Below are 15,981 nucleotides of genomic sequence, written 5' to 3' on the forward strand. Positions count from 1 at the left end.
GCCACTGTGGTGACCGCCGCGGTTGGTTCCGGATGGCTCGCTCTGACCAGCCCTAACACCGTCGACGACATAACGGAAGTCTGGTCGTTACCGGGGAGTCGTGCCACGCTCGTTGCCATGCGTGACGCTGGCCTCGTGCTGCCCCGCAATGACCCGCGCCAGTACGACGACCTGGCGGACGAATGGTGGCGGCCGGATGGCGTGTTCGCCATGCTGCACTGGCTGGCCCGGGCGCGGGCCGCGCTGGTGCCTCCGGCGGCGCGACCCGGTGCGCTCCTGGTCGACCTGGGCTGCGGGGCCGGGCTGCTCGCCCCGCACCTGGCCGGTAAGGGTTACCGACACGTGGGGGTGGACCTCACCCGCTCGGCGCTGGCCCAGGCCGCGGCGCACGGCGTGACAGTTGTCAACGGCGACGCCACGGCGGTGCCGCTCGCGGCCGGCTGCGCCGATGTGGTCGCCGCCGGCGAGCTGCTGGAACACGTCCCGGACTGGCGTGCGGCGGTGGCCGAGGCGTGTCGCCTGCTGCGCCCCGGCGGCCTGCTGGTGCTGGACACCCTCAACGACACCGCGCTGGCCCGGCTGGTCGCTGTCCGGATCGCCGAACGACTGCCGACAGTGCCGCGCGGTATCCACGATCCTCGGTTGTTCGTGGACGATCGCGAGTTGGTCGCGGAGTGCGCCCGGCACGGCGTCGACCTGCGGGTGCGTGGTGTCCGGCCAGGCGTACCGGGGCTGCTGCGGTGGCTGCTGCGGCAGGCGAGGGGCGCCGCGACGCCTGCCGCTCAGGCGCCGCGCATCGTGCCGACCGGGTCGAGGGCGGTGCTCTACCAGGGCCACGGGGTACGCGACGGATAGCTGATCCAGGTGAGGGTATGGAAATGGCCGAAGAGGGGGTTCCATCCATGACCGAGCGCAGTGGAGCGCCGGCGGCGGCCCGGCGGCTGGCGCCCCGACTGGCGGCGCGGGCCGCCACGCACGACCGGGACGGCTCGTTTCCCGTCGACGACTTCTCCGACCTGCGCGAGGCGGGACTGTTCGGGCTGATGGTCCCGGCCGAGCTCGGTGGTGCCGGTGCCACCTTCGCGGGGTACGCGGCCGTCGCCACCGAGCTGGCCCGGGGCAACGGCGCCACCGCGTTGGTGTTCAACATGCACGCTTCGGTCACCGGGGCGCTCGGCGCGGTCACCGAGGAACTGGCCGAGGCGCTCGGCGTACCGGCGGAGGCGCTGGCCGCCCGCGACCGACTGTTGCGGGCGGCGGCCGAGGGGGCGTGGTACGCGGTCGCGATGAGCGAGCGGGGCGCGGGTGCCCGGCTGTCGCAGCTCGCGACGGTCTACGAGCCGGTCGACGGCGGCTGGCGGATCAAGGGCAGCAAGACCTTCTGCTCCGGTGCCGGTCACGCCGACGGCTACCTGGTGGCTGCGCGCAGCGCCGCCGACCCGTCGGTGGTCTCGCAGTTCCTGGTCCCGGCCGGCGAGGGTCTCACCGTCGAGCCGACCTGGGACGCCCTGGGCATGCGCGCCACCGCCTCGCACGACCTGCACCTCGACGTGACCGTCGGGACCGACCGGCTGCTCGGCGGGGTCGAAGGGCTGGCCCTGGTGGTGGCCCAGCTCATGCCGCACTGGCTGGTGGCGAGCTACGCGGCCGTCTACGTGGGGGTGGCCCGGGCGGCGATCGACGCCGCCGCGGAACACCTGAACGCCCGGAACCTCTCCGGGCTGCCGGCGGTACGCGCCCGGCTGGGTCGCGCCGACGCCGCGGTGGCGGCGGCGGAGCTGGTGGTCGCCGAGGCGGCCCGACGGGTGGACGAGGCACCGGGCGACGAGGAGACCAACAGGTGGGTGTGGCGGGCGAAGCTGCTGGCCGGCACCACGGCGGCGGACGTGGCCGCGTCCATGCTGGAGGCGGCCGGCACCTCCGCCACCCGACGGGGTCATCCGCTGGAGCGCCTGTACCGCGACGCGCGGTGCGGGTCGCTGCACCCGGCCACCTCAGATGTCTGTGCCGACTGGCTCGGCATCGCCACACTCGGCGGTGACCCGGACCGTGACGGATCGGCTCCTCGTTGGTGAGCGTGAGGGACGAGCAGGCGAGCCCGGGCGGCTGGTCAGCGTGAGATGTGAGCTTGCGAGAGGAAGGTGGGACCGTGTCCGTACCGGTGATCGCGGGCCTGGGCACGGCCCATCCGCCCTCGGCTGACCAGCAGGAGCTGTGGGAGAAGTTCTTCTCCCAGCATTTCTCCGGCTCCACCCGCGCGCTGGCCGAGCGGATCTTCGCGCACTCGGGGGTGACCCGGCGGCAGGCGGCGGTCAACCCGTTGCTTGAGGACGTCTCCGACTGGCCGACCGAGCGCCGGATGCTCCGCTACCAGGTCGAGGCGTTGCCGCTGGGTAAGGAGGCGGTCGGCCGGGCGTTGACCGCCGCCGGGCTGGACGCCCGCGACGTCGGCCTCTTCGTCGTCTGCTCCTGCACCGGGTACGCCACCCCGGGGCTGGACATCCTGCTCGCCCGGGACCTGGGCATGGCCGCGACGACCCAGCGGATGTTCGTCGGTCACATGGGTTGTTATGCGGCCCTGCCGGGGTTGGGTGCGGTGGGTGACTTCGTCACCGCGCGGGGCCGTCCCGCGCTGCTGCTCTGCGCCGAGCTGACCAGCCTGCACCTACAGCCCGCCTCGGCCCGGATGGACACCCAGCAGATCGTCTCCCACGCGCTCTTCTCCGACGCCGCGGTGGCCGCTGTGGTCGTGCCCGGCGGTCGGGGGTACGCCGTGCGTGAGGTCGCCTCGGTGACCGACACCTCCACCGCCGACCACATGACCTGGGAGGTGACCGACACCGGTTTCCGGATGGGGCTGTCACCGAAGGTGCCGCAGGTGCTGTCGAGGCACGTCCGGGGTCTGGTCGACGAGGTGCTGGCCCGGCACGGCACCCGCCGGTCGGAGGTGGACGGCTGGGCCGTGCACCCGGGCGGCCCACGCATCCTCAACGTGGTGGAACGTGAGCTGGAGCTGGCGCCCACGGCGTTGGCGGCCTCCCGGGAGACGCTCAACGAGCACGGGAACTGTTCCTCCCCGACGGTGCTGTTGATCCTCGACCGTCTGTTCCGGTCGGCACCGGCACCGCGCCGGGTGGTGATGTTGGCCTTCGGGCCTGGCCTGACTCTCTACGCCGCCCTGCTGGAACGCCACGACTGACCTCTCGGGCGGAGCTACTCTTCAGGTATGGACGTCGATGTCACCCATCGGCTGCGCGGAGCACTGCTGGCTGCCGTCGGTGTGGCGGCGCTGATCCTCGGTGGCTGGTGGTGGCGGGTACAGGCACCGGAGGTGCCCAGCGGAGGCGATGTCGCGCCGGGCGGGTCGTCGGCTGCCACGTACTGGCGCGAGAATCAGGTCACCGGCGAGATCGTGCGCGAGCATCCCGGCGCCACGGCCACCCTGCTTGTCGACGCGCACACCGGTGCGGTGGTGGGGGCCAGTGGCGGGCCCGTGGACCCTGTTGGCACCACCCGACCGGGCGGTACCCGCACCAGCGGGGCCGAGCTGGTGTGGACCGAGCAGGTGAGGCTGAGTTCCGGTGGGGCGGTCGTCCGGCAGACCCGGATGGGCTCCGGCGAGCGACACCTGTTGCGCCTCAGCTGTACCGGTCCCGGTGAGTTGCTGATCGCCGTCAGCGGGGCGCGGTCAGCGGCCCCGATGACAGTGGCCTGCGACGGTGGGCTGGTCATGATGGAGCTCACCGGCACCGGCGCTCCGGCGCGGTTGTCGTTCTCGCCCGCCGGGTCGCAGCCGGTCCAGGTCGAGGCCCGGTTGATCGCCCTGCGCTGAGCGACTGCCGGTCGTTTCCCACGGGGCGGTCAGTCGGCCAGCCGGGAGAGTTCGGCACGGTGGTCGGTGATCGAGGCGACCTCGGGCACCATCAGGGTGATCCGGCCGGTGCGGTCGGCGAGCAGGGCGGTCACGCCGTCCTGGCTGGCCGGTACGTGCAGGAAGGCACGCAGCCCGCCGGCCGGATCGGCCAGGGTCCGGACCTGGGCACCGGGCGGTGCCGCCCGTGGCCGGGTGCCCGCCACGGTGACCACTGTCACCCCCGGCGGCGCCGCGGTAGCCGCTTCGGCGACCTGTTCCGGGCAGGCGCAGCCGTCCACCAGCAGCACCACGACCGGCAGCAGTCCGCGTAGCGGTACCGGCGACTGCCCGGCGTCAACCAGGTCGAGCGCGGGCAGCGGGCGTCCGGTCAGCTGTGCTGGTGCCGGATCTGGCGTGCTGGTGCTCGGTCCGGTCCGACCGGCCCTGGACCAGGTGACGGCGGCCAGACCGGCGATGGTGGTCAGCACCGCGACGACCAGTACGATCACCGGTCCGGCGGGCGGGCGCCAGCGACGGTGGCCCGCCGTCCGCCGCAGCTCGCGACGGACCTGTTCGGCCTCGTCGGCCAGGGCCGCCAGGTCGTCCGGGATGACCACCCGGCCCCACTCCGGCGGCAGGTCGGGCAGCCCGGGACCATCGGCGTCAGCCTTGCCCATTACGACCCCCTGGAACCTCACGGGTGCGCGGACGCGGCACCCCTCCAGCGTCCCGCACCGGGCCGGGTACCGCTACCGCTGCCCGCGTCGCGCTGCGGCGGGATACCATGGAACGGGTGCGTAGCCCTTGATCTCCAGCGGGTGTGTTGCAGGGCCTCGGCGCTTGCTCTCCCGGATCTTCACGTCCACGGCGGTGATGTCCGGGGGGTCATCCCTAGGTTACTCAACGTGTTCGAATCATCGTCTGGATGGTCTGTCAAGCCGAAGAAATACCTCTCACAGGGCCCCTGAGCTGCGCCAACGGTCAGGACAGCGGTGAGACATCGGTGCCTGAGCGTGTTACCCTAGACACAGCGAAAGGGGTTTCGAACCTATGGTTTTCAGTGTCGGCGAGACCGTTGTTTACCCCCACCACGGGGCCGCACTCATCGAGGCAATCGAGACTCGGGTCATCAAGGGCGAGCCCAAGCAGTACCTCGTCCTGAGGGTCGCGCAGGGTGACCTGACGGTCCGGGTACCGGCCGAGAACGCCGAGATCGTGGGTGTGCGCGAGGTGGTGGGCGAAGAGGGCCTCGGTAAGGTCTTCGACGTTCTCCGGGCTCCGCACACCGAGGAGCCGACCAACTGGTCGCGGCGTTACAAGGCAAATCTGGAGAAGCTGGCTTCCGGCAACCCGCTGAAGGTGGCCGAGGTCGTCCGCGACCTGTGGCGTCGCGAGCGGGAGCGAGGGCTGTCCGCGGGCGAGAAGCGGATGCTCGCCAAGGCCCGTGACATTCTGGTCGGCGAGGTCGCGCTGGCCGAGAAGAGCACCAAGGACGAGGCGGAGACGCTGCTCGACAAGGTGCTGACCGAGGCCTAGTCCGCACAGCATCGTCGTACCCGATTCGTAGCGAACAAACCCGAGGACCGCGACGTGACCGCGCAGCTCAATCCGTGCGGTGACGTCGCGGTCCTCGTGCCTGCGGCCGGTGCCGGCGTACGCCTCGGGCCCGGTCGCCCGAAAGCGCTGCGGCTGCTGGCCGGTGAACCGCTGCTGGTGCACGCGGTACGCCGGTTGGCCGTGGCCGCCTCGGTGCACAGCATCGTGGTGGCCGCACCGTTCGCGGAGGTCGCGGCCGTGCGTGCCCTGCTCGCGCCGATCGCCCCGGTGACGGTGGTGCCCGGTGGTGCGCAACGGCAGGCCTCGGTGGCCGCCGCGCTGGCCGCGGTACCCGCCGGTCCCGAGATCGTGCTGGTGCACGACGCGGCCCGTGCGCTCACCCCGCCTGCACTTGTCGAGTCGGTGGCCGCCGCGGTCCGGGCGGGCCATGACGCGGTGATCCCGGTGCTGCCGGTCGTCGACACGATCAAGGAGGTCGACGCGGACGAGATGGTGCTCGGCACCGTCGACCGGGCCGCGTTGCGCGCCGTCCAGACGCCCCAGGGCTTCCGCCGGGCGGTGCTGACCGCCGCACACGCCGCTGCCGCCGACGCCCTCACCGACGACGCCGGCCTGGTGGAGAAGCAGGGCGTACCGGTGCACTGCGTGCCCGGTTCGGAGCACGCTCTGAAGATCACCAGGCCGTTCGACCTGGCGCTGGCCGAGCATCTGCTGGCGACCGGGCGCTAGCGCGTACCCTCGAATCATGATCGTTCCTCGGGTTGCCATCGGGACCGACGTGCACGCCTTCGAGGCGGGCCGGCCCTGCTGGGTGGCCGGGCTGCACTGGCCGGAGCAGGACGGGCTGGCCGGGCACTCGGACGCGGATGTGGCCGCCCACGCCGCCTGCAACGCGCTGCTCTCCGCCGCCGGCCTGGGCGATCTCGGGGCCAACTTCGGGGTGGGGCAGCCCGAATGGGCCGGGGCGAGCGGGGTGGCCCTGCTCACCGAGTCGGCCCGCCGGGTACGCTCCGCCGGTTTCGCCATCGGTAACGTGTCAGTGCAGGTGGTGGGGATCCGCCCGAAGATCGGCCCGCGTCGGGACGAGGCCCAGCGGGTGCTGTCGGAAGCCGTGGGCGCGCCGGTCACCGTCTCCGCCGCCACCACCGACGGCCTGGGCTTCACCGGGCGCGGGGAGGGGCTCGCCGGGATCGCGGTCGCCCTGGTGTACGAGCAGCCGAGCGCCTAGGCTCGCCGCGATGTCCCACGACGTCCCCACCGACCCGCCCGCCGCCGACGGCTACCTCGAACGCGCCACGCTCCTCGCCGAGCTGGGCCGTTACGACGAGGCAGTGGCCGAGCTGGGCTTCGCGTCGGCCCTCGACCCGGCCGACGCCACGGTGTCGACAATGCTGGCCCGGGTGCAGCTGGCCGCCGGCCGGCCGGTCGAGGCGCTCGCCGCCGCCGAGACGGCGGTGTCCGCCGCACCGGGGCAGGTGCCCCCGCTTGTCGCTCGTGGGCTGGCCCTCGGCGACCTCGAACGGTACGCCGAGGCCGCCCGTACCGCCGACGAGATCCTGGCCCTGGGGCCGGAGGACGCGTACGCCCAGCGCAGTGCGGCGGCGATCCTGGCCGGCTCCCGCAACGGCCAGCCGGCGTTGAACGCGGCCTGGCGCGGGGTGGAACTGGCCCCCGAAGAGCCGCAGGGCCACCTGGTGCTGGGTCTGGTCGCGGCCAACATGCGGATGTACGACCTGGCGGAGCGGGCCTACCGGGAGGCGCTGCGGCTGGACCCACGGCTCGCGGAGGCGGGCGACGACGTCGGGGTGCTGCGGCTGGAGCAGCGGCGGTGGAGCGCCGCGCTGGAGCGACTGGCCGAAGCGGCGGTGGCGAACCTGCCGCCGACCGACCCGCGCCGCACCGACGAGGTGCCCGATGAATCGAACCGGCTGGACGAGGTCAGCGACGATCCGAACCGCGCGGGAGCCGCTCCGGACCAGCCCGGCCGGCCGGGCGCGGGCAACCTCGACGCCGACCGTCGCGCCGCCGGGCCGGAGGAACGTCCGAGCTGGCCGGTTCAGGGCGGAGACATGCCCGCCGGCGGGCCGGCATCGGACCGTGCCGGAGACCCGGAGCAGGCCGGGCGGGGCGAAGCCTGGCCGGCCTGGCCGGAGCAGGTCGGTACCGGGCCGGTCGTCGCACGCCAGCCGGTGCCGGCGGCGCTGCGGCAGTTCGTGCTGTGGGGAGCCGGATGGTCGGTGGTCGCCGCCATCGTGGTCGCCTGTTCGACCGCGACCGGGTCCGGATTCTCCCGGCTGCTGGCGGTGGTGGCGGCTGTTGGCGGTGGCATCGTGCTCCGGCAGCACGCCTCCCGGCTGCCCGGGCTGACCAGGACCGTGCTGCCCGTGCTGCGGCGTACCGACCGTCCGCTCGCCCTGGCCGTGTACGCCGCTGCCGCCGCACCCGTGCTGATCCTGCTCTACGCCCTGCTCGGCAGCCCGTGGCCGCTGGTCCTGGCCATCGCGATCGCCACCGCCGCCCGGCTGGCGATCGTCGGTAGGCCGGTGGCCTGACCGACAACACCGTGGCTCGTCACGGTCGGCCGCCGGGCTGCGCCACCACGCGCCCTAGGGGCGGCGGGCCCAGGTCCAGGCGTACCCGTCGTCTTCGCACTCGGCAGCCGCGTCGCAGAGGTCGAGCGGGCGGAAGGTGTCGACCATGACCGCCAGTTCGTCGAAGAAGTCCACGCCGATGGAGCGTTCCGCCGCGCCTGGCTGCGGTCCGTGGGTGAAGCCGGACGGGTGCAGCGAGATGGAGCCCTGCTCGATGCCGGAGCCGCGCCGTGCCTCGTAGTTGCCCCCGGTGTAGAAGAGCATCTCGTCGGAGTCGACGTTGTGGTGGTGATAGGGCACCGGAATGGCGTCCGGGTGGTAGTCGACCTTGCGGGGGACGAACGAGCAGATCACGAAGTTCGGGCCGGCGAAGGTCTGGTGCGCAGGTGGCGGCTGGTGGATCCGGCCGGTGATCGGCTCGAAGTCGTGGATGGAGAAGGCCCAGGGGTAGAGGTGCCCGTCCCAGCCGACCACGTCGAACGGGTGGTTGGCGTAGACGTGCCGGGTCCAACCGCGCCGGTGGCGGACCAGCACCTCGACGTCGGTGCCGTCGACAAGCAGCGGGGCGTCCGGCCCCCGGACGTCGCGCTCGCAGTACGGCGAGTGTTCCAGGAACTGTCCGCGTACGGAGAGGTAGCGCTTGGGCGGCCCGATGTGCCCGGACGCCTCCACGGCGAGCAGTCGGGTCGGGGTGTCCCCGGTGGGTACCAGCCGGTGCACCGTCGAGGTCGGGATGATCACGTAGTCGCCGGGCACCGCGTCGAGTACGCCGAACGTCGATTCGACCCGCAGGGTGCCCGCCTCGACGTAGAGGCAGTGGTCACCGGTGGCGTCGCGGAACAGCGGGGAGGGGCGGTCGGCCAGCACGTAGGCGATCCGCACGTCGTCGTTGGCGAGCAGGTACCGGCGGCCGAGGACCGGGTCCGCGCCGGTCCCGTCGAGCTTGTGGGTGCGCAGATGCCGGGGCTTGAGCGGCAGGTTGGGCATCCGGGTCAGGGCCGGCGGGACGAACTCCTCGGCGGCGACGATCGCGGTCGGGGCGTACCGGTGGTAGAGCAGGGAGGAGTCCGACGAGAAGCCCTCCTGGCCCATCAGTTCCTCGGTGTAGAGGCTGCCGTCCGGCTGCCGGAACTGGGTGTGGCGCTTGCGTGGCAGCTCGCCGACGCTGCGGTAGTACGGCATCTCGCCTCCCGGTCCGCTCTGCGTCCGATAATCGGACGCTGTTGTCCGCTTCTTGAAGCGTCCCGTACATTCTTGTCTCGTGTCAACGCAGCTGCCCACTCTTGTCGCTGGCCTGGTCGACGACGCCGCAGTCTTTCCGCCGGGCAGCGCGTCGCTGCCCGACGCCGTCGGCGGCCACCGGCGGCACCGCACCGCGTGGTACGCGGACCTGGTCGGCCCGTTGCTGCTGCCCGCCTCGACGATCATGGCGGGTGGGCTGAGCGGCCTGGTCGACCCGGGAGAGAACCTCGCGATCGGGCTGATCGGTGACACCGGACTCGACCGGCTGCCCTTCGCGCTGTCGTTCCTGCCGCCGCTCGGGGTGACGGCACGGCAGATCGAGGCGTCGGTCGCCCGCCGGGGTGAGGATTCGCAACCTGGACTGGCCGAGCTGGTGAAGCTCGCCGAGCGGCTGGACGGCGTCCCCGTCTACGCGGAGATCCCGCTCACCTTCGGGCTGATGGGGGCACTGGACGCCCTCGCCGACGCACGCGCGGGCGGAGTCCCGGTCGCCGCCAAGTTCCGTACCGGCGGGCTGGCCGCCGAGCTCTTCCCCACACCTGCCGAGCTGGCCGCGGTGATCTGCGCCTGCCGGGACCGGGCACTGCCGTTCAAACTGACCGCCGGGCTGCACCACGCGGTGCGGCACGTGGACCCGGAGACCGGCTTCACCCACCACGGCTTCGGCAACGTGCTCGCCGCGACCCTGGCCGCCGCCGACGGGGCATCCGTCGGTGCCGTCGCCGAACTGCTCACCGTCCGCGACGAGCGGCCGCTGGTGCAGGCGGTCGACGGTCGGCACGACTCGGCGCGCCCGCTGTGGGTGGGGTTCGGGTCGTGCAGCATCGTGGAACCACTTACCGATCTGATCCGGCTCGGGCTGGTGAACGGAGGCTTCGAAGCATGAGCGAGCGTCAGCGCGGCGGCGCGGAGCGAAGCGGAGGGCCGGCATGAGCTGGGTTCCGGGTGTGGCGGGTTCCGGGTACGGCGTACACCATCTGCCGTACGGGGTGTTCCGGGTGGGCGACGGCGAGCCGCGCATCGGCGTACGCGTCGGAGACCTGGTGCTGGACCTGGCCGGGGCGGAGGCCGCCGAGCTGGTGCTGGCCGGCGGGGCGCTGCGCAGGCCGACGCTCAACGCGTTCCTGGCGCTGGGTCGGCCGCAGTGGACCGCGGTGCGGGATCGGATCACCGAGCTGCTCGCCGACCCGACGCATCGGGCGGCGGTGGAGCCGCTGCTGGTGCCGCTGGCGCAGGTGCGGATGGAACTGCCCTTCGAGGTCGCCGACTACGTCGACTTCTACTCCTCGGAACACCACGCGTCGAACGTCGGCCTGATCTTCCGTCCCGGCCAGCCGCCGCTGCTGCCGAACTGGAAACACCTGCCGATCGGCTACCACGGCCGGGCCGGCACGGTGGTGGTGTCCGGCACCCCGGTGGTCCGACCACAGGGGCAGCGGCCCAGCTCGGAGGGGCCGACCTTCGGCCCGTCGGCCCGCCTGGACATCGAGGCCGAGGTCGGGTTCGTGGTCGGCGTACCGAGCCCGCTCGGCCGCCGGGTGGCCGCCGCCGACTTCGCCGACCACGTCTTCGGCGTCGTGCTGGTGAACGACTGGTCGGCGCGGGACATCCAGGCCTGGGAGTACCAGCCGCTCGGGCCGTTCCTGGGCAAGTCGTTCGCCACCTCGGTCGCCGCCTGGGTCACCCCGCTGGACGCGTTGCGGCACGCGTTCGTGGCCGGCCCGGAGCAGGATCCGCCGGTGGCCGACTACCTGCGGGACGAGCCGCACCTGGGGCTGGACCTGCGGCTGACGGTGCTCTGGAACGGGGAGCCGGTAAGCGAGCCGCCCTTCGCCGGCATGTACTGGACACCGGCCCAGCAGTTGGCGCACCTCACCGTCAACGGCGCCTCGCTGCGCACCGGCGACCTCTACGCCTCCGGCACCGTCTCCGGCCCCCGACGCGACCAGGTCGGCTCGTTCCTGGAACTCAGCTGGGGCGGTACCGAGCCGGTCACCGTGGGCGGGACCGAACGCACCTTCCTCGCCGACGGTGACACGGTGACGATCACCGCCACCGCACCCGGTCCGGACGGCACCACCCTCACGTTTGGCGAGGTGACGGGCACCATCCTGCCGTCGTACTGACCTGAACCCGACACCTGTCCTTGATCGCACAGCGGGTGCGATCAAGGACCGTCACCGTCTTCGTTGATCGCCTCGGAATTCCGTCGCCACGCCGCGTCGGGCCGGCCGGTGCCCCCCTTTCCGGTCGGCCCGGCCTCGGCTGGCGGAACGTCGAAACTGAGGGAGATGACGACGATGCGCGATCTCGTGGACGCGGTCTGGCGCACCAGCAGCCGCTCCAACGACCAGGGTCTCTGCGTGGAGGTGGCCGACAATCTGGCCCGTGTCCACGGTGTGGTGGGCATCCGTGACTCGAAGGACCAGGCCGGACCGGTGCTTGTCGTGAGCCCGCCGGGCTGGACAGCATTCGTCGACGCGATCCGGGCCGGCCGGTTCGTCGGCTGATGCCCGCAGGGGTCTCCGGCGGGGGGATTCTCCGCTCGGGGACCCCGAGCCACGCTCACGCCGCGTACCGTCGGTGCCACGGGAGGTGGCATGTCGACTGTTGCGGTCACCGGATTGGTCGCGGCATCCGCGGCCGAGCTGTGGCGGGTGCTCACCGACCTGTCCCGGCCCAGGTCTGGCGGCCGGTCGCCGCAACTGCTGACTCCGGGAACGTTCGGTCCGGGTACGTCCTGGCGCGAGACCCGGACCCGACCGGACGGCGGCACGGTGGCCGAGGAGTTCGTCGTGCTGGCCGCCGAGCCGCCCCGGCGGCTGGTCCTCGGCTCGCCCGGCGCGGGTTTCGACTACCGGATCACCTGGACGCTACGCGACGTCCGTCGTCGCGGACGGCAACACGCCTCGGTGACGGTGACGGTGCGAGCCCAGCCGGCGGCACCCGCTGGTCGGGCTCTGGCGTTGGTGCTAGGTGGCCTGGCTGTGCGAGCGGCCGAGCAGGTGCTGCGGCAGGACCTCGCCGTGCTGGCTGCGGCAACCAGCGCCCGGCACGCCGAAGTCGTCTGAAGGGGGCGGGCCCACCTCACCCGGTGACGGGCGGGTGGCGGTTCCGGGGGCGGGGGCGGGCCCGGAGGCGGCTGGGTAGGGTGCCGTGCGGAGGTGCGGCATGGGGTGGGCAGGTCGGCGGCGGATCGTGGCTGCGGTGACGGCGGTGGCTGTCGCCGCGACGGTCGGGGTCATCGCGTACCGGGTCCTGGCGCCGGCCGAGGTGAGCACCCCCGCCCGGGACGACTACCCGGCGCGGAGCGTGCCGGCCGCCGGGGTGACAGGGCGCCTGCCGGTCGCTCCGCTGATCGTCGACGGGCGGCTGCGGGTGTACGCCGCGCCTCGGCAGGTGTACGCCGACCAGCCGGTAGACGGCCGCAGCCGGCGCACCCCGTACTGGTCCTTCCGGCGCTGGCCGGCGAGCCTGGACGCGGTGGTGGCCAGCGGGACGACAGTGGTGAGCCGCTGGTCGGACGGGCAGTTGGTGGCGCTCGACGCGCGTACCGGTCGGGTCACGTGGCGGGCGGACGGGCCGGAGCCGGCGTCCGAGCGTGCGGCGCGACGCACCGGCACGGCCGTGGTGTGGCGGCCGAGCGGGCTCTCGGTGAGCGGCACCGCCGACGGCCGTCCCGTGGTGGTCACCTCCGGCGACGGTGAGATCCGGGCGGTCGACCTTGCCGACGGTGGGCAACTGTGGCGGGCGGCCGTGGATTCCGACTGTCGTGAGCCGCTCGGCATCGGCCCCGGCGGGCGGCTGTTGACCGTGGACGGGTGCGACGGGCCGGCCGTTGTCGAGTTCCGGGACGTCGCGACAGGCGTGGTGACGACCAGGTGGCGACCGCCGGGTGCCGATGACGAGCTGACGGCCACGTTGATCGGCTGCGAGCCGGGCGGCGTCGGCTGCGCCGCGCTGCGGACCGCAGGGCCCGGGGACGGGTCCGCTCGGGGTTGGCTGCTCGGCCCGGACGAGCCGATCGAGACGCCGGCGCTGGACGGCCCGGGTACCGACCTTGTCGACGAGACGGCTGTGGGCATTGTCGGTGGAGTGCTCGTCGGCCGGGCCGTCCCCGACGGCGGGCAACGCTGGCGGGTCGAGGTCGGCCCGGGCCGGGTGATCGCCGTCCAACCCGGCCGGGTGCATGTGCTGACCGAGGCGAACGAACTGGTCACGCTGGACCCGGCCACCGGTGCGCGACTGTCCGGGTTCGTCCTCGACATCGGCTCCGACGGCACCGGATGGGCGCCGGGTGACGCGTACGCAGCCGACGGGTACGTGGTGGTGGAGCGGCTGCGCCGGCCTGTCGACCCCGACGGCGACGACCAGCGGTACTACCTCACCGCCGAATCATTGATCATTGCCGCGACTTGACGGCAGAGGCGCGTGGTCTACTCGACAAAACGGACATAAGTTACTTATAGTCCCACTGTGCGTCTCTTGGTAGCCCTGATGGGCGTGATCGTCGTCTTTGTCGCCGCCCCTCCGGCGGAGGCCGCCGGCCCGACCGGGCGGACCGTGCGGCTGGCCAAGACCGAGGGGGTCGACATCACCGTGCCGGCGACAGTCAACCTCGGCACCGCCTTCACCGGCGGCGTGCTTATCGGATCGCTGGGCCGGGTCGAGGTCACCGACGTTCGTGGCCCGGTCAACCCGAACCTCTGGGTGGCGACCGTCTCCGCCACCATCTTCACCACCGGCGCGGGTGGGCCGCAGCGGACCATCTCCAACGCCTCGGTCTTCTACTGGTCGGGGCCGGCCGTGCAGAGCACCGGCGGCGGCACGCTGGTGCCCGGCCAACCCACCCAGGCGCAGGCGGTGGCCCTGAACGTGACCCGGGAGGCGTTCCGGAAGACCTCCGGCAACGGCAACAACCGGGTCGCCTGGAACCCGAGCGTCCGAATCGTGGTGCCGAACGGGATCATCGGGGGCGTGTATCGCGGGACAATTACCCACTCTGTCGCCTAATGGAGTGTTTGTCCAAGAATATGCCACTGGTTCCGACTGTCCGCTTTAGCGTCGTCGGCATGAGGAAGCCACTTCTTACCCTGACCGCCGCCGCGGCCACCGTGGTGGCCCTGGCGGCCCCCGCCGCCGCCGCACCGTCCGGCGACACCATCGTGACCTTCACGGTCTCCACCGCCAACCTGGACATCACCGTCCCACCGTCGGTGAACCTCGGGGCCGTGTTCTCCGGCTCCACGATCACTGGCGAGATCGGCAACGTCACGGTCACCGACAGCCGGGCGGCGCTCAACGCCACCTGGACGACCACTGTGACAAGCACCGCCTTCACCACCGGCACTGGTACGCCGGAGGAGACGATCCTGCCGAACCTGGTCGAGTACTGGTCCGGCGGGGCGATCTCCACGACCGGTACCGGCACCTTCGTGCCCGGCCAGCCGACCCAGGCCGACGCGGTGACCCTGAACGTGCCGCGGGTCGCCTTCTCCAAGACCTCCGGTTCCGGCAACAACTCCGCGACCTGGGCCCCGGACATCCGGATCACCATTCCGGGCGGCGCGGTCGGCGGCACCTACACGGGGGTGATCACCCATTCGGTGGCATGACCGCGTCAGCGCCCTCGCCCTGGCCGTGACCGTCCTGGTCACCGCCGGGGCGCCGGCGTCGGCCGCACCTGGGGCGGTGCCGGTGCCCCAAGCGGTGGTACGCGCTGAACCGGCGCCGCCCGATGTCGTCGACCTACCGGCGGCGGACCGTAGGGACGGCCGATCCAGATCGCCGAAGCCGAGCGGCAGCGCGTCGCCGAGCCCCAGCGGCCCGGCCGTCTCGGTCGGGGTTCGCCTGCTCGACGCGCCGGTGAACCGCCGCGACGACACCCGGGCGCACAAGTACATCGTGGACCACGTCAAGCCCGGCACCACGATCAAGCGACGCATCGTGGTGGAGAACTCCTCGGAGGTCCAGCGCAAGCTCGCCCTCTACGCCGCGGCGGCAGCGGTGACGGAGAAGGGTTTCGTCATCGCGCCGGACCGGACCGAGAACGAGCTGAGCAGCTGGATCCGGGTGGAGCCCGGCGAGGAGGCGCTCGCCGCGGGTGAGGAGGCGGAGGCGCTTGTCACCATCCGGGTGCCGCGCGATGCCGAGGCCGGCGAGCGGTACGCCGTCGTATGGGCCGAGATCTCCGGCACGGACGGCCAGCAGATCCGCAACGTGGGTCGGGCGGGTATCCGGGTCTACCTGTCGGTGGGTCCGGGTGGTGAGCCGCCGTCCGGCTTCGAGATCGGGCCGCTGACCGGCCTCCGCGAGTCCGACGGCACGCCGGTGGTGACGACCGAGGTGCGCAACACCGGCCAACGGGCCCTCGACCTGGCCGGCGAACTCCGGCTCACCGACGGGCCGGGCGGTCTCTCCACCGATCCGGTCCGGGTCGAGGCGGCGACGCTGCCCCTGGGCGGCAGTACCACCGTCCGGGTCGTGCTGGATCGTCGCCTGCCGGACGGGCCCTGGTCGGCGAAGCTCGACCTGGCCAGCGGCTGGACCAAGCGCAGCGCCAGCGGCACGGTGAGCTTCGGCGGCGCGACAGTCCCGGCGTCAGCCAACGCCGACCGGTCGAGCGCGGTGTTGGCCGGCGGGCTGGTCGCCTCGGGGCTGGTGCTGGCGGTGCTGTTCGGCTTCGCGTACCGGCGGCGGGCACAGCAGCGGGAGCCGGTGCCGCAGGGGTAGGAGACT

Annotated in this window: 17 protein-coding genes and 1 pseudogene; 16 read left to right on the forward strand and 2 right to left on the reverse strand. The window is 72.6% G+C overall.

Annotated elements, in window-relative coordinates:
* Positions 1–117 precede the first annotated feature (117 nt).
* The 4 genes from AB0I71_RS12550 (at position 118) to AB0I71_RS12565 (ending at position 3,832) form a co-directional block, all read left to right on the forward strand.
* Complete coding sequence (locus AB0I71_RS12550) at positions 118–855, forward strand: methyltransferase domain-containing protein (protein WP_357583862.1); 738 nt, start codon at positions 118–120, stop codon at positions 853–855.
* 47 nt (positions 856–902) lie between these two features.
* Positions 903–2,075 carry an acyl-CoA dehydrogenase family protein gene (locus AB0I71_RS12555; RefSeq protein ID WP_357583864.1) on the forward strand — a complete coding sequence of 391 codons (1,173 nt, stop codon included), beginning with the start codon at positions 903–905 and terminating at the stop codon, positions 2,073–2,075.
* 74 nt (positions 2,076–2,149) lie between these two features.
* On the forward strand, positions 2,150–3,199 hold the full coding sequence (locus AB0I71_RS12560) for a type III polyketide synthase (protein ID WP_357583866.1): 1,050 nt from the start codon (positions 2,150–2,152) through the stop codon (positions 3,197–3,199).
* A 27-nt stretch (positions 3,200–3,226) separates the two neighbouring features.
* The gene (locus AB0I71_RS12565) at positions 3,227–3,832 is read left to right on the forward strand and encodes a hypothetical protein (protein WP_357583868.1); all 606 of its coding nucleotides are present in this window, start codon (positions 3,227–3,229) and stop codon (positions 3,830–3,832) included.
* A gap of 29 nt (positions 3,833–3,861) precedes the next feature.
* On the opposite strand, the gene AB0I71_RS12570 is transcribed toward AB0I71_RS12565, so the two are convergent.
* Positions 3,862–4,530: a hypothetical protein gene (locus AB0I71_RS12570; RefSeq protein ID WP_357583870.1), complete on the reverse strand. Its 669-nt coding sequence runs from the start codon at positions 4,528–4,530 to the stop codon at positions 3,862–3,864.
* Positions 4,531–4,903: 373 nt separating this feature from the next.
* Between AB0I71_RS12570 and AB0I71_RS12575 the strand changes: the two genes are divergently transcribed.
* From AB0I71_RS12575 to AB0I71_RS12590, 4 genes and pseudogenes are all read left to right on the forward strand, one after another.
* Complete coding sequence (locus AB0I71_RS12575) at positions 4,904–5,389, forward strand: CarD family transcriptional regulator (protein ID WP_007073334.1); 486 nt, start codon at positions 4,904–4,906, stop codon at positions 5,387–5,389.
* Between the two features lie 54 nt (positions 5,390–5,443).
* Positions 5,444–6,139 carry a 2-C-methyl-D-erythritol 4-phosphate cytidylyltransferase gene (gene ispD / locus AB0I71_RS12580; protein ID WP_357583872.1) on the forward strand — a complete coding sequence of 232 codons (696 nt, stop codon included), beginning with the start codon at positions 5,444–5,446 and terminating at the stop codon, positions 6,137–6,139.
* 13 nt (positions 6,140–6,152) lie between these two features.
* Positions 6,153–6,638 (forward strand): 2-C-methyl-D-erythritol 2,4-cyclodiphosphate synthase, encoded by a 486-nt coding sequence (gene ispF / locus AB0I71_RS12585; RefSeq protein ID WP_357584262.1) that lies wholly within the window; start codon positions 6,153–6,155, stop codon positions 6,636–6,638.
* A 10-nt stretch (positions 6,639–6,648) separates the two neighbouring features.
* A pseudogene (locus AB0I71_RS12590) lies at positions 6,649–7,290 on the forward strand (tetratricopeptide repeat protein); the annotation flags it as partial.
* Between the two features lie 726 nt (positions 7,291–8,016).
* Here AB0I71_RS12590 and AB0I71_RS12595 read toward each other — a convergent pair.
* Positions 8,017–9,183 (reverse strand): homogentisate 1,2-dioxygenase domain-containing protein, encoded by a 1,167-nt coding sequence (locus AB0I71_RS12595; protein ID WP_357583874.1) that lies wholly within the window; start codon positions 9,181–9,183, stop codon positions 8,017–8,019.
* A 79-nt stretch (positions 9,184–9,262) separates the two neighbouring features.
* On the opposite strand from AB0I71_RS12595, the gene AB0I71_RS12600 reads away from it, so the two are divergent.
* The 8 genes from AB0I71_RS12600 to AB0I71_RS12635 all read left to right on the forward strand — a co-directional run bounded on the left by AB0I71_RS12600 (position 9,263) and on the right by AB0I71_RS12635 (position 15,975).
* Complete coding sequence (locus AB0I71_RS12600; protein WP_357583876.1) at positions 9,263–10,129, forward strand: hypothetical protein; 867 nt, start codon at positions 9,263–9,265, stop codon at positions 10,127–10,129.
* Positions 10,130–10,172: 43 nt separating this feature from the next.
* Complete coding sequence (gene fahA / locus AB0I71_RS12605) at positions 10,173–11,369, forward strand: fumarylacetoacetase (RefSeq protein ID WP_357583878.1); 1,197 nt, start codon at positions 10,173–10,175, stop codon at positions 11,367–11,369.
* Positions 11,370–11,543: 174 nt separating this feature from the next.
* Entirely contained in the window at positions 11,544–11,753 is a 210-nt protein-coding gene (locus AB0I71_RS12610) for a DUF397 domain-containing protein (protein ID WP_357584264.1), read from the forward strand.
* Between the two features lie 90 nt (positions 11,754–11,843).
* Positions 11,844–12,314 carry an SRPBCC family protein gene (locus AB0I71_RS12615; RefSeq protein ID WP_357583880.1) on the forward strand — a complete coding sequence of 157 codons (471 nt, stop codon included), beginning with the start codon at positions 11,844–11,846 and terminating at the stop codon, positions 12,312–12,314.
* Positions 12,315–12,414: 100 nt separating this feature from the next.
* On the forward strand, positions 12,415–13,662 hold the full coding sequence (locus AB0I71_RS12620; protein ID WP_357583882.1) for a PQQ-binding-like beta-propeller repeat protein: 1,248 nt from the start codon (positions 12,415–12,417) through the stop codon (positions 13,660–13,662).
* A 57-nt stretch (positions 13,663–13,719) separates the two neighbouring features.
* Positions 13,720–14,256 carry a hypothetical protein gene (locus tag AB0I71_RS12625; RefSeq protein WP_357583884.1) on the forward strand — a complete coding sequence of 179 codons (537 nt, stop codon included), beginning with the start codon at positions 13,720–13,722 and terminating at the stop codon, positions 14,254–14,256.
* Between the two features lie 59 nt (positions 14,257–14,315).
* Positions 14,316–14,858 (forward strand): hypothetical protein, encoded by a 543-nt coding sequence (locus tag AB0I71_RS12630; protein ID WP_357583886.1) that lies wholly within the window; start codon positions 14,316–14,318, stop codon positions 14,856–14,858.
* Positions 14,859–15,108: 250 nt separating this feature from the next.
* A complete protein-coding gene (locus AB0I71_RS12635; protein WP_357583888.1) occupies positions 15,109–15,975 on the forward strand; it encodes a hypothetical protein in 867 nt (288 codons plus the stop codon).
* Positions 15,976–15,981: the final 6 nt, after the last annotated feature.

The sequence above is a fragment of the Micromonospora sp. NPDC049891 genome, assembly GCF_040660295.1.
Classification (GTDB): Bacteria; Actinomycetota; Actinomycetes; order Mycobacteriales; family Micromonosporaceae; genus Micromonospora.

Excerpts from the sequence above, each read along its gene's own strand:
- AB0I71_RS12550 (WP_357583862.1), top strand. The coding sequence starts at position 118 with ATGCGTGACGCTGGCCTCGTGCTGCCCCGCAATGACCCGCGCCAGTAC.
- AB0I71_RS12630 (WP_357583886.1), top strand. The coding sequence starts at position 14,316 with ATGAGGAAGCCACTTCTTACCCTGACCGCCGCCGCGGCCACCGTGGTG.
- AB0I71_RS12595 (WP_357583874.1), bottom strand. The coding sequence starts at position 9,183 with ATGCCGTACTACCGCAGCGTCGGCGAGCTGCCACGCAAGCGCCACACC.
- AB0I71_RS12610 (WP_357584264.1), top strand. The coding sequence starts at position 11,544 with ATGCGCGATCTCGTGGACGCGGTCTGGCGCACCAGCAGCCGCTCCAAC.
- AB0I71_RS12575 (WP_007073334.1), top strand. The coding sequence starts at position 4,904 with ATGGTTTTCAGTGTCGGCGAGACCGTTGTTTACCCCCACCACGGGGCC.
- AB0I71_RS12555 (WP_357583864.1), top strand. The coding sequence starts at position 903 with ATGACCGAGCGCAGTGGAGCGCCGGCGGCGGCCCGGCGGCTGGCGCCC.
- AB0I71_RS12570 (WP_357583870.1), bottom strand. The coding sequence starts at position 4,530 with ATGGGCAAGGCTGACGCCGATGGTCCCGGGCTGCCCGACCTGCCGCCG.
- AB0I71_RS12620 (WP_357583882.1), top strand. The coding sequence starts at position 12,415 with ATGGGGTGGGCAGGTCGGCGGCGGATCGTGGCTGCGGTGACGGCGGTG.
- AB0I71_RS12565 (WP_357583868.1), top strand. The coding sequence starts at position 3,227 with ATGGACGTCGATGTCACCCATCGGCTGCGCGGAGCACTGCTGGCTGCC.
- AB0I71_RS12615 (WP_357583880.1), top strand. The coding sequence starts at position 11,844 with ATGTCGACTGTTGCGGTCACCGGATTGGTCGCGGCATCCGCGGCCGAG.
- fahA (WP_357583878.1), top strand. The coding sequence starts at position 10,173 with ATGAGCTGGGTTCCGGGTGTGGCGGGTTCCGGGTACGGCGTACACCAT.